20 protein-coding genes and 2 tRNA genes are annotated in these 25,509 nt (G+C 62.0%); 2 read left to right on the top strand and 20 right to left on the bottom strand.

All coding sequences use genetic code 11. The features are described from left to right. Window positions 1-20: 20 nt before the first annotated feature. From coaD to rimP, 16 genes are all read right to left on the bottom strand, one after another. Window positions 21-518, bottom strand: a complete 498-nt coding sequence (gene coaD, locus DXB86_RS04370; protein ID WP_117564151.1) for a pantetheine-phosphate adenylyltransferase — start codon at window positions 516-518, stop codon at window positions 21-23. Then, window positions 511-1,167 carry a 16S rRNA (guanine(966)-N(2))-methyltransferase RsmD gene (gene rsmD / locus DXB86_RS04365; protein ID WP_117736280.1) on the bottom strand — a complete coding sequence of 219 codons (657 nt, stop codon included), beginning with the start codon at window positions 1,165-1,167 and terminating at the stop codon, window positions 511-513. Before rsmD ends, coaD begins: the two co-directional genes overlap by 8 nt. Further along, window positions 1,164-3,341 carry an ATP-dependent DNA helicase RecG gene (gene recG / locus DXB86_RS04360; RefSeq protein ID WP_117736279.1) on the bottom strand — a complete coding sequence of 726 codons (2,178 nt, stop codon included), beginning with the start codon at window positions 3,339-3,341 and terminating at the stop codon, window positions 1,164-1,166. Before recG ends, rsmD begins: the two co-directional genes overlap by 4 nt. Before the next feature lie 10 nt (window positions 3,342-3,351). After that, window positions 3,352-5,013 carry a DAK2 domain-containing protein gene (locus DXB86_RS04355; RefSeq protein WP_006234030.1) on the bottom strand — a complete coding sequence of 554 codons (1,662 nt, stop codon included), beginning with the start codon at window positions 5,011-5,013 and terminating at the stop codon, window positions 3,352-3,354. A gap of 27 nt (window positions 5,014-5,040) precedes the next feature. Continuing rightward, window positions 5,041-5,430, bottom strand: coding sequence for an Asp23/Gls24 family envelope stress response protein (locus tag DXB86_RS04350; protein WP_187361832.1), 390 nt, complete (start codon window positions 5,428-5,430; stop codon window positions 5,041-5,043). A 161-nt stretch (window positions 5,431-5,591) separates the two neighbouring features. Continuing rightward, window positions 5,592-5,666: transfer RNA gene (locus DXB86_RS04345), tRNA-Asn, on the bottom strand. 34 nt (window positions 5,667-5,700) lie between these two features. Then, a tRNA-Asn gene (locus DXB86_RS04340) sits at window positions 5,701-5,775 on the bottom strand. A gap of 164 nt (window positions 5,776-5,939) precedes the next feature. Then, window positions 5,940-7,289 (bottom strand): RNA polymerase sigma factor RpoD, encoded by a 1,350-nt coding sequence (gene rpoD, locus DXB86_RS04335; RefSeq protein ID WP_055286388.1) that lies wholly within the window; start codon window positions 7,287-7,289, stop codon window positions 5,940-5,942. Window positions 7,290-7,399: 110 nt separating this feature from the next. Then, entirely contained in the window at window positions 7,400-9,508 is a 2,109-nt protein-coding gene (gene dnaG / locus DXB86_RS04330) for a DNA primase (protein ID WP_117736278.1), read from the bottom strand. Next, the gene (ribF, locus tag DXB86_RS04325; RefSeq protein WP_233504148.1) at window positions 9,501-10,454 is read right to left on the bottom strand and encodes a riboflavin biosynthesis protein RibF; all 954 of its coding nucleotides are present in this window, start codon (window positions 10,452-10,454) and stop codon (window positions 9,501-9,503) included. Before ribF ends, dnaG begins: the two co-directional genes overlap by 8 nt. A gap of 50 nt (window positions 10,455-10,504) precedes the next feature. Further along, window positions 10,505-11,437, bottom strand: a complete 933-nt coding sequence (truB, locus tag DXB86_RS04320) for a tRNA pseudouridine(55) synthase TruB (RefSeq protein ID WP_233504147.1) — start codon at window positions 11,435-11,437, stop codon at window positions 10,505-10,507. A gap of 15 nt (window positions 11,438-11,452) precedes the next feature. Further along, a complete protein-coding gene (locus tag DXB86_RS04315) occupies window positions 11,453-12,496 on the bottom strand; it encodes a bifunctional oligoribonuclease/PAP phosphatase NrnA (protein ID WP_117629487.1) in 1,044 nt (347 codons plus the stop codon). Then, complete coding sequence (gene rbfA / locus DXB86_RS04310; protein WP_117736277.1) at window positions 12,489-12,899, bottom strand: 30S ribosome-binding factor RbfA; 411 nt, start codon at window positions 12,897-12,899, stop codon at window positions 12,489-12,491. Before rbfA ends, DXB86_RS04315 begins: the two co-directional genes overlap by 8 nt. Before the next feature lie 11 nt (window positions 12,900-12,910). Further along, window positions 12,911-15,625 (bottom strand): translation initiation factor IF-2, encoded by a 2,715-nt coding sequence (gene infB, locus DXB86_RS04305; protein WP_117629485.1) that lies wholly within the window; start codon window positions 15,623-15,625, stop codon window positions 12,911-12,913. Between the two features lie 91 nt (window positions 15,626-15,716). Continuing rightward, entirely contained in the window at window positions 15,717-16,964 is a 1,248-nt protein-coding gene (nusA, locus tag DXB86_RS04300; protein WP_117629484.1) for a transcription termination factor NusA, read from the bottom strand. Between the two features lies 1 nt (window position 16,965). Continuing rightward, window positions 16,966-17,460, bottom strand: coding sequence for a ribosome maturation factor RimP (gene rimP / locus DXB86_RS04295; protein WP_117646596.1), 495 nt, complete (start codon window positions 17,458-17,460; stop codon window positions 16,966-16,968). A 370-nt stretch (window positions 17,461-17,830) separates the two neighbouring features. Here rimP and DXB86_RS04290 point away from each other — a divergent pair, with 370 nt between their 5' ends. Then, a complete protein-coding gene (locus tag DXB86_RS04290) occupies window positions 17,831-18,403 on the top strand; it encodes a hypothetical protein (RefSeq protein ID WP_117736276.1) in 573 nt (190 codons plus the stop codon). A 104-nt stretch (window positions 18,404-18,507) separates the two neighbouring features. Here the strand turns inward: DXB86_RS04290 and leuS are convergent, their stop codons facing one another. Continuing rightward, window positions 18,508-21,084 (bottom strand): leucine--tRNA ligase, encoded by a 2,577-nt coding sequence (leuS, locus tag DXB86_RS04285; protein ID WP_117736275.1) that lies wholly within the window; start codon window positions 21,082-21,084, stop codon window positions 18,508-18,510. 370 nt (window positions 21,085-21,454) lie between these two features. Then, a complete protein-coding gene (locus tag DXB86_RS04280) occupies window positions 21,455-22,966 on the bottom strand; it encodes an IMP dehydrogenase (RefSeq protein WP_117736274.1) in 1,512 nt (503 codons plus the stop codon). 193 nt (window positions 22,967-23,159) lie between these two features. Here DXB86_RS04280 and DXB86_RS04275 point away from each other — a divergent pair, with 193 nt between their 5' ends. Beyond that, window positions 23,160-23,504, top strand: a complete 345-nt coding sequence (locus DXB86_RS04275; RefSeq protein ID WP_117736273.1) for a winged helix-turn-helix domain-containing protein — start codon at window positions 23,160-23,162, stop codon at window positions 23,502-23,504. 133 nt (window positions 23,505-23,637) lie between these two features. Here DXB86_RS04275 and DXB86_RS04270 read toward each other — a convergent pair whose 3' ends face one another. After that, window positions 23,638-24,630, bottom strand: coding sequence for a PLP-dependent transferase (locus DXB86_RS04270; RefSeq protein ID WP_117736272.1), 993 nt, complete (start codon window positions 24,628-24,630; stop codon window positions 23,638-23,640). Window positions 24,631-24,841: 211 nt separating this feature from the next. Continuing rightward, complete coding sequence (locus DXB86_RS04265; RefSeq protein WP_117736271.1) at window positions 24,842-25,507, bottom strand: DUF4956 domain-containing protein; 666 nt, start codon at window positions 25,505-25,507, stop codon at window positions 24,842-24,844. Window positions 25,508-25,509 lie beyond the last annotated feature (2 nt).

Raw genomic sequence — 25,509 nt, 5'->3', positions numbered from 1 at the left:
CCACCAGGCAATAAAAAACGTCACGAAAAGCGATGTCTGAGCGCTTCGACCACGTTGGGCGGGACAAACGTCGATACATCGCTGCCGAGTGAGGCGATCTGACGAACGACCGAGCTCGAGATATAGCCGTACTGCGGCGCACTCATGACAAAGATGGACTCCAGCTCGTTATCCAAGCGATAGTTGAGATCTGCCTGCTGCAGCTCGTACTCAAAGTCGGTCATGGCGCGCAGGCCCTTGACCACGGCCCCCGCCCCCTGCTCGCGAGCGAAGTCGACCAAGAGGCCGGTAAAGGGCAGGACCTCGACGCCGTCGATATCACCGAGCGCCTCGCGGGCCAGCGCCACGCGCTCATCGAGCATAAACGTGGTACCCACACCGTTTTTACCCTGCGACTCGGCAACAGCGACGATCACGCTGGGAAAGATGCGGCGGGCGCGGCGGATGACGTCGATATGGCCAAACGTGATGGGATCGAAGGTGCCCGGGACGATCACGCGGTTGATGGTGTCATTCATGGGCGTCCTCCTGAAACGTCGTGGCATCGTTGTTGTTAGCATCGGTGTCGGCGTTATCGCCCTCACCATCGTCATCGCCGACCCAACGAAGCAGGTCGACCGAGGTAATGCCGTAGTGCTTCTCGCGCACGATCTCAAAGCCTGCCGGATGCGCGCCCGCATCGGCGGCGGCATGCTCAAACAGGGCATAAGCGCCAGATGCAAGCAGACCCTGCTGAGCCAGGTTCGGCAGCAGTTCCTCGACCGGCTCGGCACCAAAAGCATAGGGCGGGTCGAGCAGGACCAGATCAAACGGGCCGCCCGGCACACGACCGCGCGAGGCGCTCGCCAGCATGTTGCCCGTTACCACGCGCCAACGCGCACGGTCACGGCAGAGCGACTCGATATTCTTGGTAATGAGCCGCGCGGCATTCCGATCGATCTCGAACGTCGTGAGTGAGCGGGCACCACGTGAGAGCATCTCTAACCCTAAGGCACCGGAGCCGCCAAAGGCGTCCAGCACGCGGACCTCATCCAGATCGAAGTCGAATGCCGACATGACCATAGATGCGCATGCCTCGCGCACGCGATCGGTCGTGGGGCGGGTGACATCGCGACCACGGGGCTCCTCGATCTTACGACCGCGCCATTCGCCGCCGATGATTCTCATCCTCCGCTGACCTCCTTAAAAATGTGTCGATATCGCATGGCGACCGCATCGCGCAGGGGGCGCGTCGCCACGGGGTCAAGGTTGCAAGCATACCGCAAGAGCTCGACCGCGTCCAAATGGGCCCACTCGATCAGCTCCTCGTCGGCATCCAGGTCGACAAAGCGCAGGGTCACACCGCCATGCTGGCGGTACCCCAGGATTTCGCCCTCGTGGCGCAGACGCAGGTCCATCTGGGCGAGCGTAAAGCCATCCGAGGTCTTCTCGAGCGATTGCAGGCGATCTTGTGCTGCCGAAGCGCCGCCGTTGCCCTTGGAGTGCGTCATGACCAGACACGTGCCCGACACGCTGCCACGGCCCACGCGACCGCGCAGCTGGTGCAGAGCAGCCAAACCAAAGCGCTCCCCGTTCTCGATGACCATGACGGTGGCGTTAGGCACGTCGACGCCCACCTCGACCACCGTAGTCGAGACGAGCACGTCAATCTCGCCACGCTTAAAGGCATCGATAACCTGGTCCTTCTCCCCCGCTGGCATGCGGCCGTGAAGGCGCTCGATGGCAAGACCCGGCAACGCCAGACGCAGGCGATCGAGCTCGGTCGCCGTATCGTGCAGCGGCACGGGGACCGTCACGCGGCCCTCGTCGTCGCGGGCGATACCGGGCACGTCCTCCAGATCATCGGCCGAGTCACTCGGCTCCACGAGCGGGCAAATCACGTAGGCCTGCTGACCCTTTTCATGCGCCTCGCGGATGGCGCCATAGGCAAGGTCGCGACTCGACTCGGTAAGCACGCGTGTCGTCACGCCAGCGCCAGGGACGGGCCGATGGCGGATGATACTCGTGTCCAGATCGCCGTAGACCGAAAGCGCCAGCGTACGCGGGATGGGCGTTGCCGTCATAACGAGCAGATCGGCACCGGGGCCCTTCGCGCGCAAGGCATTGCGTTGGCCGACGCCAAACCGGTGCTGCTCATCGATGACTACGAGCGACAAATACTTAAACGCCACGTTATCCGAAAGGACCGCGTGGGTTCCAAAGAGGACGTCGAGCTCTCCCGATTCCAGCTGTGCATGGATGCGCTCGCGCTCTGCGGCCGGCGTGGCACCCGTCAGAAGCGCCCAAGACATGCCGGCCTGCGAGAGCAGAGGGCCGGTCTTATCGGCATATTGACGCGCCAGCACGCCCGTGGGCGCCATAACGCAGGCCTGTGTGCCGCTATCGGCAGCCACAGCCAGCGCGCAGGCGGCAACGGCGGTCTTACCGGTACCGACATCGCCCAGCAGCAGGCGGTTCATCACGCGCCCGCCATCGCACATATCGCGCAGGATGTCTTGGAACGCGGCCTCCTGCTCGTCGCTCAGCGAAAACGGCAGGGCCTGCTTGAGCGCGGCCAGGTGCTCGCCCGCGGCGTGGGCGTAGGGAGCGACTTCGACCAAGACACCGTCGTTGCGCAGGCGCAGCGCCAGCTGCAGGTAGAGGCACTCCTCGTAGGCAAGCCGTGCGCGCGCGATTTCGCGCTCAGCCATGCTCGAGGGAAAGTGGATCGATCGAAGGGCACGGGCATGGCTCATCAGGCGACGTTTAACGCGTAAGCGTGCCGGAATGGGATCAAAGGGATTGCCGACGACCTCGAGCGCGCCACTTACGATACGGCGCATCCATGCCTGACTCACGCCGTCACTCACGTAATGGACCGGCAGGATAGTGCCCGCGGCGCGCCCTTCCTCAAGCTTTTCAAAGTGCGGCGAGGCCATCTGCTTAAAGCCGTAGGCAAACTCGACCTTACCCATTACGGCTAGGCGGTCGCCCTGCTTAAGCTGCTGGGCAATCCAGGGCTGGCGGAAAAAGGCGACCTGCAGCACGCCCGTCTCGTCAACGAGTGAGACCTCGGTCACCTGCATGCGCGGACGCGGCTGCTTTTGGACGATACGATCGACCGTGGCGATGATGGTACACACGGTACCGATGGGCGCCATCTCGATGGACCAGGAGCGCGTAAAGTCCAGGTATCGATGAGGGATATGGAGAAGGAGGTCCCCCACCGTCCGAATTCCCAGACGGCGAAGGGCCTCCTCACGTTTACCCGAAACATATTTGAGTCGCGCGATATCCTCGTCGAGCGCATTGCTCTGGGCAAAGCGCTCCGAGACGCGCGGCACGGAGCACAGTTCGGACATGGGCAGTTGCCTACTCGATCGAGAAGATCACGGGATAGAGCGGCTGCTCGCCACGATGGGCGTCGATCTCCAGATCGGGCTGAGCCTCCTCGATAGCGTCGACGATCTCCTGGAAGGCCTCATCGGACAGTTCCTCGCCGGCCAGAATCGTCAGCGCGTCGCCCTCCTCTTCCTCCTGCATACGGTTGATGCAATCGAGCGTGACCTGCTTCACGTCGGAGCCGACCACGTCGATGGAGCCGGCAATGATGCCCATGACGTCACCGGAGTGAATTGGCGAACCGTCGGAGGCACTGGAGTCGCGCACGGCGCGGGTGACCTCGCCATCGCGGACCTCGCTGATGGCGTCGACCATAGCGGCGACGGCATCCTCGAGCTCGGAATCGGGCAGGACCGCGAACAGCGCGGAGAAGGCCTGCGGAACGGTCTTGGTGGGAACGACGGCGACCTTCTTGTCGGTGCAGGCAGAGGCAGCGGCCTCGGCGGCCATGCGGATGTTGCCGTTGTTGGGCAGAATGATGACCGAGGTCGCGTTGACCTGGTCGACGGCGCCCAGCAGGTCTGCAGTCGAGGGATTCATGGTCTGGCCACCGGACACGATCACGTCAACGCCGAGGGACTTGAGGATGTCTGCCTCGCCGGAACCGGCGGCAACGGCGACAAAGCCCAGGGCCTTCGCGGGCTCGGCGGCCTTCTCCTGGTCCTCGTGGATCTTGGCGGTACGGTCGTGGGCCTCCATCTCCATGTTGTGGATAAAGACCTCGTAGATCTGGCCAAGCTGCAGCATGTGCTCGAGCACCAGGTTCGGGGTGTTGGAGTGCACGTGGATCTTGTAGTCGGGATATGCGCCCACGAGCAGCTCACAGTCGCCCATGGAACCCAGGAACTTAAGGCACTCGTCCTCGTCAAACGGGGCGTCGGCCTTAAAGAGGAACTCGTTGCAGTAGCGGAACTCCGAGCCCTCCCAATCGTCGTTGGCCTCGATCTCAACGCGGCCAAGAGCGGCATCGCGTGCAGAGCCAGCGGAATCGAACGTAGCGGAGAAATCCTCGACAACGGTGCTGCGACCAAGTGCTGCAGCCACAAAGTTCTCCAAGAAGATGGCAAAGCCGAAGGCGCCGGAGTCGACCACGCCGTTCTCTTTGAGGACGGGCAGCAGGTCGGGCGTGCGAGCGACGGACTGGTAGGCCTCGACGACGATGGCATCGAGCGCGTCCTCGGCCGAGAACTTCTTCTTTTCGCACTCGTCGGCCTTGGTCGAGACATCGCGCAGCACCGTGAGAATCGTGCCCTCGATGGGCTTACGGACGGCCTGGAAGGCGACCTTGACGGCGCGGCGGAAGGCGAAGGCGATGTTGGCGGACGTAATGGGCTCGTCGGCGGAGACAAGGCCCTCGGCCACACCGCGCAGGATCTGCGAGGTAATGACGCCGGAGTTACCGCGGGCGCCCATCAGGGAGCCGTGGGTGATGGCGCCGGCAATGGCCTCCATGTCGGCATCGGCGGGAAGGGCGGAGAGCTCCTTGGTCACCGAGGCGAGCGTGAGCGACATGTTGGTGCCGGTGTCGCCGTCGGGTACGGGGAAGACGTTGAGCTTATTGATCTCCTCGGCCTTGTCAGAAACGGCAGCCGCAGCGATCGGAAAACAGGTGCGAATGGTCTTTGCAATCATGGGTATTTGAATCTCCGTTTTCGGATGCTAGTTCAGACGGCTCTTGAGCGCGTCGATATGGATGCCGATCTTAAGGCTGGCGGGATCGATTTGGGCAATCTCCTGCAGGGTAAAGGCAACGGAGCTCGAAAGGTTGTGGCAGACGGACTTCATGTTGACGCCGTTCTCGAGCACGACGTGAAGATCGACCGTAAGGCCGTTCTCGTCGGCGGAGACAAGCACGCCCTTGCGGAGGCGCTGACCGGCAAGCAGGCGCACGCTCTCGGCGCCTTGGAGCTGCTCAGCCATACCGACGACGCCATAGCACGTCATCGCGGCATAACCGGCAATATCGGCAATAACGTCGTTCGAGACGCTCAGGCTGCCGTTAATGGTCTCAGACACAAGAATCTCCTTATCTGGTGCTCGCGGCACCATGTCGTGGGAGCAATCATTGCAATATTCTACAACGACCGCGCCATGTTGAGGTGGTGGGTCGCGGGATTACATCCTCGACACGAAATGTTGATATGGCAACGTTCGAGTCAAGTGGTCGCGGCATGAAAAAACCCGCCGCATAAGCGACGGGTTTTACAACCTGGCTCCCCGGGTAGGACTCGAACCTACAACAGCGCGGTTAACAGCCGCGTGCTCTACCATTGAGCTACCGAGGAATTTAAAAGCCCAGCGGAATGGGCTGAGAAATTCTGGCTCCCCGGGTAGGACTCGAACCTACAACAGCGCGGTTAACAGCCGCGTGCTCTACCATTGAGCTACCGAGGAATAGGTGCGTGCTCTCAAGCAACGAAGTTTATTATACGGACGAATCAGCTCAGGGCAAGAACTTTTTTAAGAATTTTTCCGACCTAGTCATTGGGGACGTCCCCAATGACCACATGAAAGCGCCCCCAAGCGGATGTGCTTGAGGGCGCTTCTTGCTTGCGAGGTTATGACTCGATGTAGTCCTTCAGCTTGCTGCTGCGGCTCGGGTGGCGGAGCTTGGCCAAGGTCTTGGACTCGATCTGGCGGATACGCTCGCGCGTGACGCCAAACTCGCGGCCGACTTCCTCGAGCGTGCGGGGATGCCCGTCGACAAGGCCAAAGCGCAGCTCGATAACCTTGCGCTCACGATCGGCAAGCGAGTCGAGCACCTGGGTGAGCTGCTCCTGCAGCATGGAGAAGCTGGCGGCATCGGGCGGAACGATAGCCTGGGAGTCCTCGATGAAGTCGCCCAGCTGGGAATCCTCTTCCTCGCCGATGGGGGTCTCGAGCGACACGGGCTCCTGCGAAATCTTCTGGATCTCGCGGACTCGGTCGGCGCTCATGTCCATCTCGGCACCGATCTCCTCAGGGGTCGGGTCGCGACCCAGGTCCTGAAGGAGCTGGCGCTGCACGCGGACGAGCTTGTTGATGGTCTCGACCATATGCACGGGAATACGGATGGTACGGGCCTGATCGGCAATGGCGCGCGTAATGGCCTGACGGATCCACCACGTGGCGTACGTGGAGAACTTAAAGCCCTTCTGGTAGTCGAACTTCTCGACGGCGCGGATCAGACCGAGGTTGCCCTCCTGGATCAGGTCAAGGAACAGCATGCCGCGGCCGACATAGCGTTTGGCGATGGAGACGACCAGACGCAGGTTTGCGCTGATGAGTGCCTGCTTGGCTTCGAGGCCCACGTTCTCAATGCGCGTAAGACGACGCATCTCGGCACGCGTGAGCTCGAGCTCGCCGGCATCGGCAGCCTCGAGCTTCTCGGTGGCCTCGAGACCGGCCTCGATCTTCATGGCCAAATCGACCTCTTCGGAGGCGGTCAGCAGGTCGACCTTGCCGATCTCCTTGAGGTACATACGAACCGGATCGCCGGTCAGCATCACCGTGGAGGCATCGATGCCACGCACGCGGGAGCGTGAACGGGACGTGCGCACGGTGCGCTTCTTCTTGCTCTTGGAAGAACCCATCTCGGCATCGGCCTGACGGGCCATCTTGAGCTCGTGATCGTCGAGCGAGCCGGAATCGTGCTCGTCGTCGTCATCGAAATCGTCGGTATCGGTATCGTTATCGTCATCGTCGACGTCCATGGGGGCGTCGTCGTTACCGCTCGCGGAGATAATCTGGATGCCGCTGTTGCGCAGCGCGGAATACACCGCGGTGAGCTGCTCGTCAGAAACATCGATATCCTTCAGGGCGACCTGAATCTCGTCCTCGGTTACCGAAGTCCTGTTTGAGCCGTTGCCCATGAGCTTTGCAACGTAGGATTCCAGCCCAGTACCCGTGCTCTCAGTCTTTTTTGGCACAGATTCTCCCTTCATAGTCCACAGGACTCAATACTTTAGCACACACATAGGCGTCTATACCCAAAAAGAGGACTGGATATAGGCGAGAATACGCTGGTTGACCACAACATCTAGGCCTGTTCGGTGCCTGCGGCCTCCAGACCGATCAAACGGAACGGGTCCGCCACGCCGCCGATAGACTTTTGCAGCTCGCGTTGACGCTGCGAATCCTGCGCGGCCTGCACGGTCAACGCGCGACGGGCCTCATCATCGAGCGAACGGTCCTGGCGCAGCTTGGCCTGTGCGGCACGCATGCGGCGCTTGATGGTGTAGAGCTCGAGCGTATCGAGCATGAACACGATGTTCGTCTCGGTGGGGTGCTTGCTCGTCGCGGAGATGCGCCCGGCACTCACAAGCGTTGCCGCCTCGGGACAGACCGAGCGCGCCGCATCCATGCAGGCTGCAGGATCGGTTCCCGGCGGCGTTGCCAGAACGGCCCATGCGATGGACTCGTGACGTGGGTCAACCCACTCGATAGAGCAGATGCGGTCGGCATACGTGCGGAACAGGTCGGGGTAGCTCGTGAGCATCGTCAACAGCTCGCGCTCCCCTGCCAAGGACTTGCGCTCAAGATCAGTAAGAACCATCGGCGCCGCCGCAGCCGGAGCGCCCGAACCATCAGTCACAGGCACAGCACCCATACCATCAGGCACATCGATCAGCGGCAGGTCGTCGACGACCTCCACGGGCGCGGCACCGTAGGCATCGAGCGGGACGTAGTCATACGGCTCTTCTTCGACCGGCGCGGACACCGGCGGCGTCGCGCCCGATGCCCAAGCACCGCGAGATGCCCCCTGCGAACCAGACGTCCGACCGCCCGCGCTACCAGAGCGCTCGGCTTGCGCCCGCTGGCGTTCATAGTTCTGCTCACGACGTCGTTCCGCATCTTCGCGCTTGGCGACATCGCGAAACACGCGACCCGAACTCGCGCGAACCGTCTCCAGATCCAAACCCAGCAGATCGGCAATCTGGATAAAGTATGTGTCGATCATATAGCTATCGCGCAGCGGATAGATAAGCGTCAGCGCATCTTCCAGCGCCTTGGCACGACCGCCCGGCGTGGTGATGTCACTCGACTCCTGCAGCGAACGGTAGACAAAGTCCATGAGCGGCTCGGCAGCGTCGATGCGCGCCTGAAGCTCCTGTCCACCATGCGCCGTGATGAACTCCATGGGGTCGTTGCCGTCGGGCAGCACCACGCAGCGCAGGTCCATCGAATCCTGCTCGATAAATTGAATCGCGCGACGGGCGGCCTTCTGGCCCGCGGCATCGCCATCGAACATATACACGATACGCTTGGCAAAGCGGGTGAGCGTCTTGACGTGATGCTCCGTGAGCGCGGTGCCCAGCGTGGCGACAACGTTTTTGATCCCCGCCTCCCAGCAGGCGATACAATCGGTATAGCCCTCCACCACGATGGCCGTATCCTGCGCGACGATAAACTCCTTGGCCCAGTTAAAGCCATAGAGGTTTCGCTTTTTATGGAACACGCTCGTCTCGGCGGTGTTGAGGTACTTGGGTTGGCCGTCACCCATGATGCGCCCGCCAAAGGCAATGTTGTGACCCTGCTCGTCAAAGATGGGAAACATCACGCGGTCGTAGAAGCGGTCGGCAAGCTGCCCGCGCCCGCGGCTCACGGCAACGTTGGCGTCGATCATCTCCTGCGGGGTAAAACCCGCCTGGGACAGGTGCGACACCAGCGCGTTGCGGCCCGGTGCAAAGCCCAGGCAGTAGCGGCGGCAGACGTCGCCACCCATACCACGGCTGGCAAAGTACTCGCGTGGACGGCCGTCCTTACCGCGCATAAGCATGGTGTGGTAGAACTGGGCGGTCTCGGCACACAGATCGTAGATGCGGGCACGCTTGGTACCGCGCTCGCGACGATCTCCGGTGTCATGCAGCTCAATACCCGCACGATCGGCCAAATAGCGGATTGACTCGGGAAAGCTCAGGTTTTCGCGCTTCATGATATAGGTGAAGACGTCGCCGCCTTCGCCGCAGCCAAAGCAGTGCCAGACCTGCGTAGCGGGGATAATGTGGAAAGAAGGCGTCTTTTCGCCATGGAAGGGGCAGCAACCCCAAAACTCATGGCCGCGGGGCTTGAGCTCAACCGTTTCCTGCACGATGGCAACTAAGTCGGACGCAGCGCGTACCTGGTCTTTTTCCTCATCGCTAATCACGGATACTCACCCCCTGCTCGCCCAAGTTGTGACGAATATCCTCGATATTACCCTCGACGGTCGAGATCAACTCATCCAGCGATTCGAACACACGCGAGGGACGCAGCCAGCGCGTAAACGCCAGCGAAACGGAAGCGCCGTACAGGTCGCCCGTATAACCAATTAAGTTAGCCTCGAGATGCGATGAAGCGGCATCGTCGGCATACGTCGGCGGCAGGCCGACATTAACGGCAGCGGGCCACGCGATGTCATCGACGAGCACCAGACCCTCATACACACCATCGGCAGGCACCTGAATGCCGTCGGGAACCTGCAGGTTTGCCGTGGGAAAGCCCATGTCAGAACCCTCGTGACGGCCACGAATAACACCGCCACGCAGCATATACGGGCGGCCGAGCAACTCAGCAGCAAGCTCCACATGGCCCTGTCCCAGCTCATGACGAATGCGGGTGGCGCAAATGGCCTCACCGCCCTCGCAAAGCAGGTCGTGACCATACACGTCAACGCCGCGCTCGGAACCCCAAGAGCGCATCTCGGCAACACCAGAAGCACCGCCACGACCCAGCCTAAAGTCGCTGCCAACGCGAATCGAACGAATGTCGACCAGACGCGACACCAGCGAGAGAAAAGCAACATGGTCGAGTGCCGCAACCTCAGGCGTAAAGGGAACGGCCACCACCGCATCGACCCCGGTCTGAGCCAAGGCATGTAGACGGTCGGCCGTCGTCATCAATTTTTGAGCGGGCGAAGGACTCACCACAACGTCCGGATCGGGATCGAAAGTGACCACGACCGCCTTGCAATCATGGGCGCACGCATCGCTAACAAGCGCCGCAATGAGCTCCTGGTGTCCACGGTGAACGCCGTCGAACACGCCGATGGCAATCGATGCGGCACCCAGGTGCTCACACTTATCAAACGCATCGGCAGTAACGATGTGAGCCACGTCCGACTCGCCCGCGAAAAAAATACGCGCGAGCTCGTGAGCGGACAACATCATCGAACACCGCCGATTGCCTGCGGAAACACGTGCTCCATGACAAAGCGGGCACCCTCGATGCGGGCGAGCGCCTTGAGTCCCCCATCGAGCACCAACGCAAAAGGCGACTTCGAGGTATCGAAATCGGCAAGCGCACGCTCAACGGGAATGCGTCGACCGCAGAGCAGATCGTCGGCAAGATTGCCCGGCAAGTCAACACGCGTGGCGCCCAGGGCCGCAATGGGATCCAGGGCAAAGCCAGCCGCGGACTCGGGAGAAAACTCCTCGACCGCATGACAAGCGCCAATGGAAACAACACCGGAGGCCGTGCGGCGCAGCGCGGAAATGTGCGCGGCGCTCTCGCAGGCGCGGCCCAAATCGCGAGCGAGCGCACGGATATAGGTACCCTTGCTCACTGAGAACGCCACGGTCCACACACACGTATCACCTTCGCCTCCCACGGCGATCAGGTCGGCGGCATAGACCTCGACGGGGCGCGGAGGTAGGTCCACCGCATTGCCCTCGCGAGCAGACTTGTAGGCGCGAACGCCATTGACCGAGATAGCCGAAAACGCCGGCGGCACCTGCATCTGCGGACCCAGCAAAGCGGCCAAGCGCTCACGGGCATAGGCAGGATCGCGGAGCTCGTTGGCAACAGCCACCGTGCGGACCGCCTCGCCCTCCGCATCATCGGTATTGGTCTCGGCGCCAAACGAGATGTCGGCGACATAGCTTTTGGTATCGAGGGTTAGCATGCCCAGCAAACGAGTAGCCTGGCCAACACCCACCACCATGACACCCGATGCCATGGGGTCGAGCGTGCCGGCATGGCCGACGCGACGCTCATGGAGGGCGCGCCGACATTGCGAGACCACATCGTGGGACGTGCAGCCCACCGGCTTATCGACGGCGAGCAGCATATTCAGTTGAGAAGGCGTACGACGAGCCATGTACCATCCAAAAAGTTAAAGCTCGACGGTCACCGAAGCGGGATCCTCCCCTACCAGTTCGGCCAGCATGGGAAGTGCCACGGTGAGCGTCTCGAGAATCGTTCCGTTGTTGGAGAAACCGGCGGCAGCGGGATGTCCGCCTCCGCCAAAAGCAGCAGCGATCTCGGACACGTTGAGGTCGCCCTTGGAGCGCAGGTTGCCGCGCACCTTGCTATCGCCCTCAATGCCCTTCAGGAACAGGCAGACTTCGACGCCCATCACCGAGCGAACCACATCGACCAGGCCGTCGCACTCATCCGAGGTGACACCGCAGGCCTCAAGGTCACTCTGGTACGCGTAGCTATACGCGACGCGCCCGTGGGCCACCGTCTTGATGCGGCCCATAACGATGGACTTGAGGTGCAAAAACTCAACGCGCATGCTCTGGTAAACCTCGAGTGCCACACGCGCCGGATCGGCACCGTGGGCAACCAGACGCGAAGCTGCATGGAACGCGGCGGCATCGGCATTTTGATACTGAAAACGGCCGGTATCGGTAACCAAGCCACACAGCAGGCAGGTCGCAACGCCATCACGTGCGACAATGCCGCAATTGTCCAAGAAGCGGTCGATGATCATGGCGCAGGCTGCAGCTTCGACGCGCCTCAGGCTGAGCTCGGCAAACTCCTCGCGCGCCGGATGGTGATCGAAGCACACCACATGCTTGGAGCGACGAAGCACCTCGGCGGAGTTGTTCAGGCGCTCTACGACCGGTACGTCCACCGAGATGAACAGGTCAGGATTGCCAGTGTACGCAGATGCCGGCACCAGGCGATCGGAGCCTTCCATAAAGCGGTAGATACGCGGAACCGGGTCATCGTCTGCCAACAGCAGCGCAATGTCCTTGTTGGGAAAAAACTTCATGAGCGAAAGGCCCAGACCCAACACGGAGCCCAGGGCGTCGCCATCGGGAGAAGTGTGTCCCGAAATCGCAATGGAGGACGCACCCTCGATGAGCTCGAGGATGCGTCGCTGAATATCTGCAGACTCGCACGAGGCGAGGTCGGCGGAATTAGTCATCTAAAGCTGCCTCCTGGGCGGCATCCGCTATCGGATAGCCGTCCTCGTCCTTTTCGATCGCAAGCGTGGCGGGAACGTTTTCCAGCGCACGCGTGATGCGCTCGGCCTCATCGGTCGAGCGATCGATGCGAAAATCGAGCTCGGGCGTAACACGCCAATCGAGCGAGCGAGCCAACAGACTGCGAATACGGCCCTTAGCGCTTGCGAGCGCCTCCATGACCTCGTCGTAGCGGCTCGCATCGCACGACACGAACACACGCGCGAACGAACGGTCCACCGCGACCTCGACCGCGGTCAAATTAACCAGGTCGAGACGCGGATCGGAAACCTCAAAGAGCAGGATATAACCGAGCTTCTCGCGAAGCTGCTCGCCCAGACGGCGGGTTGCCTGCGTTTGCTTCATAGCGCTACCCCCTACTCGGTACGGGCAACCTGGTCGATGCGGTAACCCTCGATCTGGTCGCCGGGCTTGATGTCCTGGAAGTTCTCCAGGCCAATGCCGCCCTCGGAACCGCTCTTGAGGCTCTTGGCTTCGTCCTTGTAGTGACGCATCGAGGCGATCTTGCCGTTGAAGACCACGATGCCGTCGCGCACCAGACGCACGGAATCGGTCGCGGCGATCTCGCCCTCTTCGACACGGACACCGGCGGCGATACCGACTTTGGGCACCTTGAAGGTGTCCAGGACGGTCGCGGTACCCGTGGAGACCTCGACCTCGGTGGGCTTAAGCATGCCGATACGGGCAGCGTCAAGTTCCTCGAGGCACTTGTAGATAACGTCGTAGCAACGGATCTCGACGCCCTCGCGCTCGGCGGCGGAACGTGCCTTACCGTCGGGGCGGACGCCAAAGCCGATGATGATGGCGTTGGAGGCGTCGGCCAGGACGACGTCGGTCTCGTTGATGGCACCAACGGCGGAGTGGATCGTGTTGATGCGAACCTCGGACTGATCCATCTTGTCGAGCGAGTCCTGAAGGGCCTCGATGGAACCCTGGACGTCGGCCTTGATGATCAGGTTGAGCTCCTTGACCTCGGCGTCGGCAATGGTCTCGAAGAGGTTCTCGAGCGTGACGTGCTTGACGCGGCTCTGCTCCTCGATACGGGCCTTGAGCGAACGCTCGTCAGCAAGCGCGCGAGCCTCACGCTCGTCCTCGAACACGCGGAACTCGTCACCGGCGTTGGGCACGGACTGCAGGCCCAGGATCTCGACGGCGTCGGAGGGACCGGCCTCGGTGACGGCGCGACCCTTGGGGTCGAGCATAGCACGGACGCGGCCGTAGGTAAGGCCGGCGACCAGCGTATCGCCCACGTGCAAGGTACCGCGGGTCACGAGCACGGTAGCGACCGAGCCGCGGCCCTTGTCGAGCTTGGCCTCGAGGACGTTGCCGGAGGCAAAGGTGTCCGGGTTGGCCTTGAGCTCGAGCACGTCTGCCTGGAGCAGCACGGTCTCCAGAAGGTCGTCGATACCGATCTTCTGCTTGGCCGAGATGTTGACGAACATGTTCTGTCCGCCCCACTCCTCGGGGATGACGCCGTACTCGGTGAGCTCCTGGCGCACGCGGTCGGGGTTGGCACCCGGCTTATCGATCTTGTTGACGGCGACGACGATGGGTACGCCGGCGGCCTTGGCGTGGTTGATCGACTCGACCGTCTGGGGCATGACGCCGTCGTCGGCAGCCACGATCAGAATAACGATGTCGGTCACCTTGGCACCACGGGCACGCATAGCCGTAAAGGTGGCATGACCCGGGGTATCGATGAAGGTGATCTTGCGGTCATTAATCATGACCTGCGAAGCACCGATGGCCTGCGTGATGCCGCCCGCCTCGCCGGCAGCGACACCGGTGTGACGGATGGCGTCGAGGAGGCTCGTCTTGCCGTGGTCGACGTGGCCCATGACGGTGACGACCGGGGCGCGCGGCTTAAGGTCGGCGGGATCGTCGTAGAACGAGAAGGTGTTCTCCTCCTCGGGGGTGATGATCTTGATCTGACGACCCAGGTCGTCGGCAACGAGCTCGACGAGGTCATCGGACATGGACTGCGTCATGGTGAGCGGCGTACCCAGTAGGAACAGGCGCTTGATGATGTCGTTGGCCGGAACGTCGAGCGCCTCGGCGAGCTCCTGGACGGTAACGCCCTGGGAAACCTTGATGGCGTCGAGCTCCTCGGGGTTCACGCCCTGGGCCAGCGCTTCCTCTATCTTGCGCTCCTCCTGAGCCTTGGCAGCCTCGCGCTCGCGCTTCTCCTTGCGCTTCTTGCGGCGACCGGTGGACTCGCGAGAGGCCTCCTCGACGGCGGCACGAGCCTCCTCGAGCACCTTCTCGCGGCTGTACTCCTCGGCCTCGCGAGCCATACGGCTGTAGTGGTCCTCTTCGTTGTTGTGACCGCCCTTGCGCTTCTTGCCCTTGCCCTGCTTATCAGGGTTGGGGAAGTCCATGCCAGCAGCGACGTTGTTGCTGGCGTTGGTGCGATGGCTGTGCGGACGGCTCTCGGAGGCGTTGCGCTCGGAGTTGTTGTCGGAGGCGTTACGATCGTTACGGCGGCCACCGCGGCGATCATTGTTGCCGCCACGACGGTTACCGCGCTCGGCGGCGCGCTCGGCCTTGGCCTTGTCCTCGGCGTCCTTCTTCTCCTTGAGCACGGTCTCCTGTGCGGCGATCTGGTCGAGCAGCGAACGGAAGCGCGAACCGGAGTCGGAAGCGGGAACGGCGCGGCGCTGGGCCTCGCGGGCAGCCTCCTCCTTCTCGCGGGCAAGGCGCTCCTGCTCGGCCTTCTTCTTGGCCTCGGCCTCGGCGCGGGCAGCCTCCTCGGCAGCCTGGGCTGCGGCAAACTGGCGGCGTTCCTCCTCGCGTGCCTTCTCGGCGGCGATGCGCTCGCGCTCGGCCTCGGCGGCGCGAGCGGCCTCCTCGGCGGCAGCTGCCTGCTCCTCGGCCTGCTTGGCGGCCTCGACTTCCTGAGCGCGGGCCTCGATCACCGAGGCGAGCTGCTTGCGGACCATGGCGACATAGGCGTCCTCCAAAGTGGAGGACGCGGACTTAGCGGGAATCTTCATTTCGGCGAGATGACCCATCAGTTCCTTGGAGGTCATGCCGAACTCTTTGGCCAGGGTGGACACACGGACTTTTGCCATATGACTTCACCTACCCTTTCTGGCACCTTGGGTGCCTAGAGACTGAACGAGCGTGGGAGACGCGCCGGGACCCGCCCGGCGCGACCGCGCGCTAGATCAGGTCCTCCGCATCATCGAAGGCGTCGGTGTCGTGGACACCGCAGAAACGGGAGCCGGGACGAGCCTGGTTGCGGCACTGGACGCCGTCCTCGGACACGTACTCGCAGCGGCGGACGTCCTCGTCCTCCTCGTCACCGATCAGGTCGGCGGCGGGCTCCTCGTGAACGGGAACGTTCTTGAGGATGTCGGCGGCAAGCGTCTCCGACTTGATGTCGATGTGCCAGCCGGTCAGGCGCGCGGCGAGGCGGGCGTTCTGGCCCTCCTTGCCGATGGCGAGGGACAGCTGGTCGTCGGGCACGATGACGCCGGCGTAGGCCTTCTCCTCGTCGATGAGGACGCGGGTGACCTTAGCGGGCGAAAGGGCGTTGGCGACGTAGACGGCAGGATCGGCATCCCACAGGATGACGTCGACGCGCTCGCCACGGAGCTCGCCCACGACAGCGCGAACACGGCTGCCCTTGGGGCCGACGCAGGCACCCACGGGATCCAGGCGGTCGTCGAGCGAGTGGACGGCGACCTTGGAACGCTGGCCGGGCTCGCGGGCGATTGACTTGATCTGGACGGTGCCCTCATAGATCTCGGGCACCTCCTGCTCAAACAGACGACGCATGAGCTCGGGGTGGGTACGGGAGATGACAATCGGCGGACGGCTGTGCTCGCCACGAACCGGCTGCAGGTTGGAGTTGGGGTCGCGAACGTCGATGATCACGGCCTTGATATGCTGGTTGTGCAGGTAGCGCTCGCCCATCGGACGCTCGTTGCGCTCGTTCTCGTAGCGACGCTGATCGAAGTGCGGCAGCTCGGCCTCGACGCCCTCGCGGATCTTGACGATCGTGAAGTCGGGCGTGGACTGCAGCACGGTACCGCTGATGAGGTCACCGATGCGGCCGGAGAACTCCTCGTAGATCTGCTCGCGGGCGGAGTTGCGCACGATGGCGTTGATCTCGGCCTTAGCGTGCTGGGCGGCGATGCGGCTCGTGTTCTTGGGGGTGACGTCGATCTCCTCGAACTCGGTGAAGTTGCCCTCCTCGTCCATGGAATCGTCGATCGGCTCCAGGCGGTAGACGTAGATCTTGCCGGTGGTGCGGTCGATGGTCACCTTGGCGCCCCACTCAAGATGCAGGATCTCGGCATAGCTCTTGGCAAGCGACTGCTCCAGGCGGTCGATCAGGTAGAGCTGGTCGATGTGCTTCTCCTGGCAAAGCTCCATCAGGGCGGACATCATGTCGGATGCTGCCATCTTACTTTCCTTCCTTCGCGGGCTTGAAGTCATAGGTGGGCTTCAACTTGCACTTTTTAACATCAGAGAAATCGAGGGTAACGGACTCGCCGTCCTCGAGCTCGAGGGTCACGTTCGTCTCGGTGGCGGCGGCAATCTTGCCGGCGTACTTGCGACGGCCCTCGGTAGCGGTGGAGGTGAGCTCACAGTTCTCGCCAACAAAGCGGACAAAGTCGCACGGGCGGCGCAGCGGGCGCGCCATGCCCGGGCTCGACACCTCAAGCGTATAGCTCGAAGAGATAGGGTCGAGCTCCTCAATCACATCGCCGACCCACTTGGTGTTGGCCGTGACGTCGTTGAGCGACAGGCTCTGGCCCTCGGCACCCTCGATACGCACGCGCACGCAGGGGGCCTTGGTGGCGCCCACGAGCTCGACGTCGACGATGTCGACATCGTGCTGGGGAGCGACGGCCTCGAGCGCGTCGATGATCGCCTGCTCGGTCTTGGTCTTGACCATTGCGGCACCTCCATCCATACAAAAAAGAAGCGGGGCCGAAACCCCACTTCTTTCAATTACAACTTCATTTGCAAGCAAACTATACCAATAGCTGCGGAAACGCGCAAGCACAGTACGAATCTGCAGGTCAGCGTGCGCACAGGTTCTCCACAAGAAGAGGACAATTGACCGAAGAGCCCCATGCGGAGCAACCTCAACAGCCCCAAAACGGGCCATGCGTCCCAGCGTGCCGACCGAATCGGGCCCTATGGGCATTCCATCCCTGGGCGCACATCGGCCAGACTAGAGCCGAGAGGCATTCTGTAGCGAGAAAGCCTGCCGCACGCATTGACCGCACAACCTTCCAGCATCTCTACGGCAAGGAGGATCCATGGAACGCCTAGGCACCCTCTGCGCGACCGCGCTCGTCGTCGCTGCCTGCTCGTTCGCTCTGACGGGCTGCAACAACATCGATGGCAAAACCGGAACATGCGAACCGGATCGTGGCAGCACCAAAGCCATCGAGAAAACCGAACCCCCGGTAAGCTTCGACAAAATAGACGAAGACATCGACGATCCCCAGGGCTTAGGTCCCGACCCTCAAGAACAGTTCCCTATCGACCTTGAGGCAGACGAGAACGTCCATGTTACCTGCGTGGGCAAGGACACCGACGGCTACGGCGACGCCGCGCTCGTCTTTACGGTAACCAACAACACCGGTGTCGACATGATGTTTGGCGATGTGGACTCCTATGCCTACGTCAACGGCGTGGTCCGCGATGTGCGCATGCGCCAGCAGGTCGCATCAGGCGAGGAAACGCGCGCCATGCTCACCTTTGTAGGCACCTTCGACGACCCGGACTTTAATGTGAACAACGACCTCAACGACATCTACCTCAACATTTGGATGATCGAGGAGCAAACGGGCAATGTTTACTTTAGGGACCTGGTACACATCCCGTAGAAGACGGTGCGACGCACTGACTAAGCAGGTCATACAACACAAAACGAGGGACGACCCAACCGGATCGCCCCTCGTCTTTTATGCGTCAGTTAAGTGCGCAGTGCTTACTTGACCACCAGGTTGACCAGCTTGCCGGGCACGCAGATGGCCTTGACGACCGTCTTACCCTCGAGCCACTTGGCGACGGCGGCCTCGGCGGCAGCCTGCATCTCCTCGTTGGAGGCGTCGCGGGCGACGTCGATGCGGCCACGGACCTTGCCGAGCACCTGGACGACGATCTGCACCGTGTCCTCGATGGACTCGGCCAAGTCGAACTCGGGCCAGGCGGCGGTGTAGGCGTTGCCCTCGCAGCCGAGGGCCTCGTGCCACAGTTCATCGGCCCAGAACGGGCAGATGGGGGCAAGGACGCTCACGATATCCTTAGCCACGCCGTAGCACAGCGCCTTGTCGCGGGCGGCACCCTCGGTGGCGTTGAGGTAGGCGCTCGCCGCGTTGACGAGCTCCATGACGGCCGAGATGGCGGTGTTGAACTGGCCGCGATCGAAGTCCTCGGTGCACTTGGCGATGGTGCGGTGACGCTCGCGATAGAGCTTCATCGCGACCTCGTCGAGCGCGGACTTGTCGAAGGCCACGTTGGCGTCGCCGGACTGGACGAGCTGCCAAACGATACGCCAGGCGCGCTTGATGAAGCGGTTGGCGCCCTCAACGGCCTTGGGGTCCCAGTCGAAGTCCTTCTCGGGCGGGGCGATAAACAGGATCGCCAGACGCATGGTGTCGGCGCCGTAGGGCTCGATGACCGAGCTCGGGGGCACGACGTTGCCCTTGGACTTGGACATGGTGTCGCCGTTCTCGTCCTTGACCATGCCCTGGCACAGCAGGTTGGTGAAGGGCTCGTCCACACTCAGCAGGCCCAGGTCGCGCAGTGCCTTGGTAAAGAAGCGGCTGTAGAGCAGGTGCAGAATGGCGTGCTCGATGCCGCCGATGTAGTTATCGACAGGCATCCAACGATCGGCAGCCTCGCGGGAGAAGGGCAGCTCGGCGTTGTGCGGGTCCGTATAGCGCAGGTAATACCAGCTGGAGCAAGTAAAGGTGTCCATGGTATCGGTCTCGCGCTTGGCAGGGCGGCCGCAGACCGGGCAGGTGGTCTCGTAGAACTCCTTGCACTCGGCGAGGGTCTCGCCGGCACCCAGGTCCAGGTTCTCGGGCAGCGTCACCGGCAACTGGTCCTCGGGCACGGGCACGATGCCGCAGTGCTCGCAATGGATGGCCGGGATGGGGTTACCCCAATAACGCTGACGGCTGATGAGCCAGTCGCGCAGACGGAACTCGACCTTGCGGCGGCCGCAGCCCATGGCCTCGAGGTCGGCCACGATTGCAGCCTCGCCCTCGGAGTGCTTGCCACCGCGCATGCCGGTGTACTTGCCGGACTGGACGAGCGTGCCCTCGGCAGCGTGGGCGCAGTCCCAGTCGACAGTCTCGACATGGAAGGTATCGATGGTCTCGCCGCTGGCCTCGACGGCAGCGCGGTCGTCATCGTCCAGGATGATCGGCACGATCGGCAGGTCGTACTTGCGGGCGAACTCAAAGTCGCGCTGGTCGCCGCAGGGAACAGCCATGACGGCACCGGTGCCGTAGTCGGACACGACGTAGTCGGCAACCCACACGGGGACCTTCTCGCCGTTGACGGGGTTCACCACGTAGCGGCCGGTAAAGGCACCGTGCTTCTCGAGGGTGCCCTGGGCACGCTCGACGGCGGAGATATGCTTGGAGTCCTCGACGATCTTGGTCACGGCCTCCTCGTACTCCGTACCCTCGACGAGCTCGTGCAGACGCGCGTACTCGGGAGCCAGGACAAAGAAGGAGACACCGAAGAGCGTGTCGGCTCGCGTGGTGAAGACGGTGATCTTACCCTCGTCGCCCTCGATGGGCTCGCCATCCTGGTCGCACAGGGTAAAGTCGACCTCGGCGCCCTCGGAACGACCGATCCAGTTGGCCTGCATCTGCTTGACGCGCTCGGGCCAGCCGGGGAGCTTCTCCAGGTCGTCGAGCAGCTCCTGGGAGTAATCGGTAATCTTGAAGTACCACTGCTCCAGGTCGCGCTTCTCGGGCTCGGTGCCGCAGCGCCAGCACTTACCCTCGGTGACCTGCTCGTTGGCCAGAACGGTCTTACAAGTGGGACACCAGTTGACCGGGTTCTTCTTACGGTAGACCAGGCCCTTTTCCCACAACTTCTCAAAGATCCACTGACCCCAACGGTAATAATCGGGACTGCAGGTCTTGACCATGCGATCCAGATCGTAGGAGAAGCCCATGCGCTTCATCGTGGCGAGAGCCTGGTCCATGTTCTTATACGTCCAGGCGGCAGCCTGCGTGTTGTGCTTGATGGCGGCGTTCTCGGCAGGCAGGCCAAAGGCGTCAAAGCCGATGGGGTGCAGCACATCGTAGCCGCGCATGCGGGCCTGACGGGCCATGGCATCGCCGATGGTATAGTTGCGCGCGTGGCCCATGTGCAGGTCGCCCGACGGATACGGGAACATCTCGAGCACGTACTTCTTGGGCTTGCTGGCGTCGGTGTCGACGGCAAAGAGGTTGGAGTCCTCCCAGGCCTTCATCCACTTGGACTCAATGGCCTGCGCGTCGTAGGCAGGGATCTCATCCTTATGATCTGTGCAATCGCACATATCAGCTCCTTTAATCTTTAATGGGGTCGGTCGGCTTAGCTTTATTCGCTACTGCGGACAGTCCTGCGCAAGACGAAGAGCACATTAAGTGCTCTTCTTTGCGTGCGGAACTTGTATCGAACAAAGCTAAGCCGCCCGACCCTAAGGTTAACTTGACTGATGATAGCAAATACAACAAGCGAGATGTCTGCGACTTGCAGGCATCTCGCTTTATCTAAATAACGTGGTTGATACTCAACCTTTATGTGCAACCCGTTCTAGAAACAACGGGTTTTCCAGGTGCCGCAGGTTGCCGTGAAAGAGGAGCGCCGCGTACTTAGGTACGCAAGCGACGGTTTGAACGGCAAGATGCGGTGCCTGGGAAAGCCGCTTATCGATAAGACACAGACTGCTGGGAGTCCTTTACGACAACGTCGTGGGCGCCGCCTTCGACGATCGAGGTCGAGCTTACCAGTGTCAGGCGTGCCTTTTCCTGGAGCTCGGGAATCGAGAGGGCACCGCAGTTGCACATCGTGGACTTGACCTTGTAGAGCGTGCCGCCCACGCCGTCCTTGAGGGAACCGGCGTAGGGAACGTAGGAGTCAACGCCCTCGACGAAGCTGAGCTTCGCGGCGCCGCCCAGGTCGTAGCGCTGCCAGTTGCGGGCACGCGCAGAGCCCTCGCCCCAGTACTCCTTCATGTACTGGCCGTTGACGTTGACGCGCTCGGTCGGGCTCTCGTCAAAGCGGGCGAAGTAGCGACCCAGCATCATAAAGTCGGCACCCATGGCAAGGGCGAGCGTCATGTGGTAGTCGTAGACGATACCGCCGTCGGAGCACACGGGCACGTAGACGCCGGTCTCCTCGTAGTACTCGTCGCGAGCGCGGCAGACGTCGATCAGCGCGGTGGCCTGGCCACGGCCAATGCCCTTAGTCTCGCGGGTAATGCAGATGGAACCGCCGCCGATACCGACCTTGATGAAGTCGGCACCGCAGTCGGCCAGGAAGCGGAAGCCCTCGGCGTCGACGACGTTACCGGCACCGACCTTGACGTCCTCGCCGTAGTTGGCGCGGATCCACTCGATGGTGCGCTTCTGCCACTCGCTGAAGCCCTCGGAAGAGTCGATGCACAAGACATCGGCGCCGGCCTCGATGAGCAGCGGCACGCGCTCGGCATAGTCGCGGGTGTTGATACCGGCGCCGACCATGTAGCGCTTATCGCCGTCGAGCAGCTCGTTGGGGTTGGTCTTGTGGCTGTCGTAATCCTTGCGGAAGACGATGCCCATGAGGTGATCGTTGTCGTCAACGATGGGCAGAGCGTTGAGCTTGTTGTCCCAGATGACGTCGTTGGCAACCTTGAGGCTGATGTTCTTGTCGCCCACGATAAGCTGCTCACGCGGGGTCATGAACTCGGAGACCTTCTTCTGGTGGTCATCGCGGCTGGGGCGATAGTCACGGCTGGTGACGATGCCCAGGAGCTTGCCCTTGGGGGTGCCATCGTCGGTGACCGGCATGGTGGAGTGACCGGTCTTCTCCTTGAGCTCGATAACCTGTTCCATGGTCATGTCGGGGGTCAGCGTGGAATCGGACTGAACAAAGCCGGCCTTGTGATCCTTGACGGCCTTGACCATGGCGGCCTCGGACTCGGGGGTCTGAGAACCGTAGATGAAGGACAGGCCGCCCTCGGTAGCGAGCGCGACACCCATGTCGACGCCCGAGACGGACTGCATGATGGCGGAAACCATGGGGATGTTCAGGGTGATTGCCGGCTTCTCACCGCGCTTAAAGCGGGTTAGCGGCGTCTTAAGAGAGACGTTGTTGGGGATGCACTGCGAGGACGAATAGCCAGGGACCAGCAGATACTCCGAAAACGTGTGGGACTCACCGGGAAAGAACGTAGCCATGTTTCTCCTTTTTCCATGCGACCGGTCGGCTGCAGGCCTCGTAGGACCCAGCCCAACCTTGGGCGCCCAATACTGGGGAAGTATCTTAACGCACTTTGACTGCTACAATGCATGATTTAAGAAGAGCACACGAGGGTTTGACGCAGGCTTTGCGTTTGCCCAGCAAACACTTTAGCGGGGAGACGTGGAGCGTATGAAGTACAAGACGACGGCAAAGTTGGTCATTCAAGCGTGCGACAAAGACCTGCCGGGCGTGTTCGGTCACGGCTGTGTCTTGCTGCTGCAGGGTATTGCCCGCGAGCACTCACTCAACCGCGCTGCCAAAAGCATGGGCATGGCGTATTCCAAGGCCTGGCGCATCGTGAACGAGGCCGAAGGCCAGCTGGGCTGCAAGCTCATCGAGCGCGACGGCGCCCGCGGATCCACGCTCACCCCCGCCGGCGAGCGAGCCATAGTGGTCTACGAGGAGCTGCAGGCCGACATCAACAACGTCATCGCCACCAAAGCCAGCGACCTCATTGCCACCATCAAAGAGTAGCCAATTTGGGACGGGGCTTTATCGCTACACAACCCCTTCTCATAAGTTGCGGTGAAATAGGGACTGTTTATGCTGTTAAAGCCGTAAATCAATCCCTATTTCACCGCAACTTATGAAGTCGAGGATGATTTAGCTAGTTGCGGAGGGCGTTGTCTAGGGCGGCGGCTATGGTTAGGGGGTCGTCGGTGCCGGCGAAGAGGCGGATGGTTCCCCCCTGCTTGCCGCGTGGGGCCGAAAGGCGTGTCGTTGCGCCGCCGGCGGGCGACGTGCGGAACTCCCCCGGCAATGTGTCGAACAGCTCACCCGCACTTCGCTCGATAAGGTCAAACTCAACTGCCGGGCCAAAGCCGTGCTCGAGGATTCCCGTTGCAACCGCATGATCGGGATGCGAACCCAGCCCTGGATAGCGCACGTTGCGCACTATCTCGTTGGCAGCCAGATACTCGGCCAGTGCACGTGCGCGGTCGAAGTGAGCCTGCATGCGAGCATCGAGCGAGGACAGCCCGCGTTCTAGCACGTCGGTCTCCTCGGCAGACAGGTCAAGCGCGGGCGCACCGCAGCCCGCAAACAACGCGTGCGCGCACTCTGCGGCGGCATCCACGCGATGGCGCTTAAGCTGCGAGCGCGCCACCGAAGCGGCGACGAGCTTGCGCGGCGCAACGCCGGCACACACGCGGTCGAGCGCCTCGAGCGAAAGCACGGCGCCCAGACGCAACGGGTTGCACCCAAAGACGCCCGACACAGTGTTATCAACCACGAGCAGCGCATGCGACTCACGAGCCGCGCGGCCCAGAGCGCGAAGGTCGGGCACACGCAGACCAAACCCGCCGATGGAGTTGACGAACCACCACAGGTGCGGCCCCTCGGCATCAAACGAAGCATCAAAGCCCTCGGACGCAGCAGCAAACGCCGCAGCCGCGGGCTCCCCCACCAGCGCAACATCGTAGCCATCAAAGCCGCAGGCAAACGCATCGGCAAAGTCGTCCGCAAAGGCCACCAAGCGATCGCCGGGCTGCACAATCCCCAGCATCGACAGCGCCGCCGGCACATGCGAGGCCGCAACAAGACGCGCCTCACGCGCACCAGCCCTTGCAGCCCAGGCCTCTTCTAACTGTTGCACGTCCACGCGACACCGTCCCTTAAATAATAAAACTGAACCAAATTAGCCATCCTGGAAGAGCACGCGCCAGCGAGCGGGCAGCTGCCGTGGCGAGGTGCCGCGAAAGAGGAGCGACGCGTACTTTATGTACGCGAGCGACGGTTTGAGCGGCAGATCGCCCGGCAGATGTCCGCGCAGCGTCGAGCGGTCCGGCGTTTGTTAAAACGCCGGAACAAAATTAGCCGTGATATTCGCCGTTGTATTGGATCAACGTTAGATCTTCCACGCCATCGAGCGCGCGGATGGCGTCGGCATAGGGCATATCCACACCGTCCGAGAACACCTCGACGGCCATCTCGACCTTGTCACCGCGCATGGTCTTGGACTTGACGGAAAACTTGGTGCGCCCAAATGCACGCACGATATCATCGCCGGTGGTCTGCCCCGTGTAGTGGATGACCATCATGTACACGCGCGCCTTGTCCTGGTGGCTCGCAAAGCCGGCGATCATCACCACGATCACCACTGCCGTGAGTCCTACGAGCGCATACATACCGGCGCCTGCAGTAATGCCTGTGGTAATGGCCCAAAACAGATACAACAGGTCGAGCGGATCCTTGACCGCCGTGCGGTAGCGGACAATAGACAGAGCACCGACCATACCGAGCGAGATGACCACATTCGTCGAGATCGCGAGCGTGACCATGCAGGTGAGCACGCACATGCCAACGAGCGTTACGGCAAAACTGCGCGAATACACCACGCCGGTAAAAAAGCGCTTGTACACGTAATAGATCAGGATGCCCATGGCGAGCGCCACGAGCAGTGACAGGCCAATCTTGGCAGGGTCGACCTGACCAAACGCCTCCAAGACGGAGTTCTTAAAAAAGTCCCTGGTGCTCATGG

This window comes from Collinsella sp. OM06-18AC (assembly GCF_003438785.1).
GTDB lineage: Bacteria > Actinomycetota > Coriobacteriia > Coriobacteriales > Coriobacteriaceae > Collinsella.
This window is presented reverse-complemented; position numbering and strand designations above follow the sequence as displayed.

Coding starts and splice junctions, on each gene's coding strand:
- coaD (WP_117564151.1), bottom strand. CDS start 518: ATGAATGACACCATCAACCGCGTGATCGTCCCGGGCACCTTCGATCCC.
- leuS (WP_117736275.1), bottom strand. CDS start 21,084: ATGTGCGATTGCACAGATCATAAGGATGAGATCCCTGCCTACGACGCG.
- DXB86_RS04290 (WP_117736276.1), top strand. CDS start 17,831: ATGGAACGCCTAGGCACCCTCTGCGCGACCGCGCTCGTCGTCGCTGCC.
- rimP (WP_117646596.1), bottom strand. CDS start 17,460: ATGGTCAAGACCAAGACCGAGCAGGCGATCATCGACGCGCTCGAGGCC.
- DXB86_RS04350 (WP_187361832.1), bottom strand. CDS start 5,430: ATGGTGCCGCGAGCACCAGATAAGGAGATTCTTGTGTCTGAGACCATT.
- rbfA (WP_117736277.1), bottom strand. CDS start 12,899: ATGAAGCAAACGCAGGCAACCCGCCGTCTGGGCGAGCAGCTTCGCGAG.
- recG (WP_117736279.1), bottom strand. CDS start 3,341: ATGTCCGAACTGTGCTCCGTGCCGCGCGTCTCGGAGCGCTTTGCCCAG.
- DXB86_RS04315 (WP_117629487.1), bottom strand. CDS start 12,496: ATGACTAATTCCGCCGACCTCGCCTCGTGCGAGTCTGCAGATATTCAG.
- DXB86_RS04280 (WP_117736274.1), bottom strand. CDS start 22,966: ATGGCTACGTTCTTTCCCGGTGAGTCCCACACGTTTTCGGAGTATCTG.
- truB (WP_233504147.1), bottom strand. CDS start 11,437: ATGGCTCGTCGTACGCCTTCTCAACTGAATATGCTGCTCGCCGTCGAT.
- DXB86_RS04265 (WP_117736271.1), bottom strand. CDS start 25,507: ATGAGCACCAGGGACTTTTTTAAGAACTCCGTCTTGGAGGCGTTTGGT.
- DXB86_RS04355 (WP_006234030.1), bottom strand. CDS start 5,013: ATGATTGCAAAGACCATTCGCACCTGTTTTCCGATCGCTGCGGCTGCC.
- rsmD (WP_117736280.1), bottom strand. CDS start 1,167: ATGAGAATCATCGGCGGCGAATGGCGCGGTCGTAAGATCGAGGAGCCC.
- DXB86_RS04275 (WP_117736273.1), top strand. CDS start 23,160: ATGAAGTACAAGACGACGGCAAAGTTGGTCATTCAAGCGTGCGACAAA.
- infB (WP_117629485.1), bottom strand. CDS start 15,625: ATGGCAAAAGTCCGTGTGTCCACCCTGGCCAAAGAGTTCGGCATGACC.
- nusA (WP_117629484.1), bottom strand. CDS start 16,964: ATGGCAGCATCCGACATGATGTCCGCCCTGATGGAGCTTTGCCAGGAG.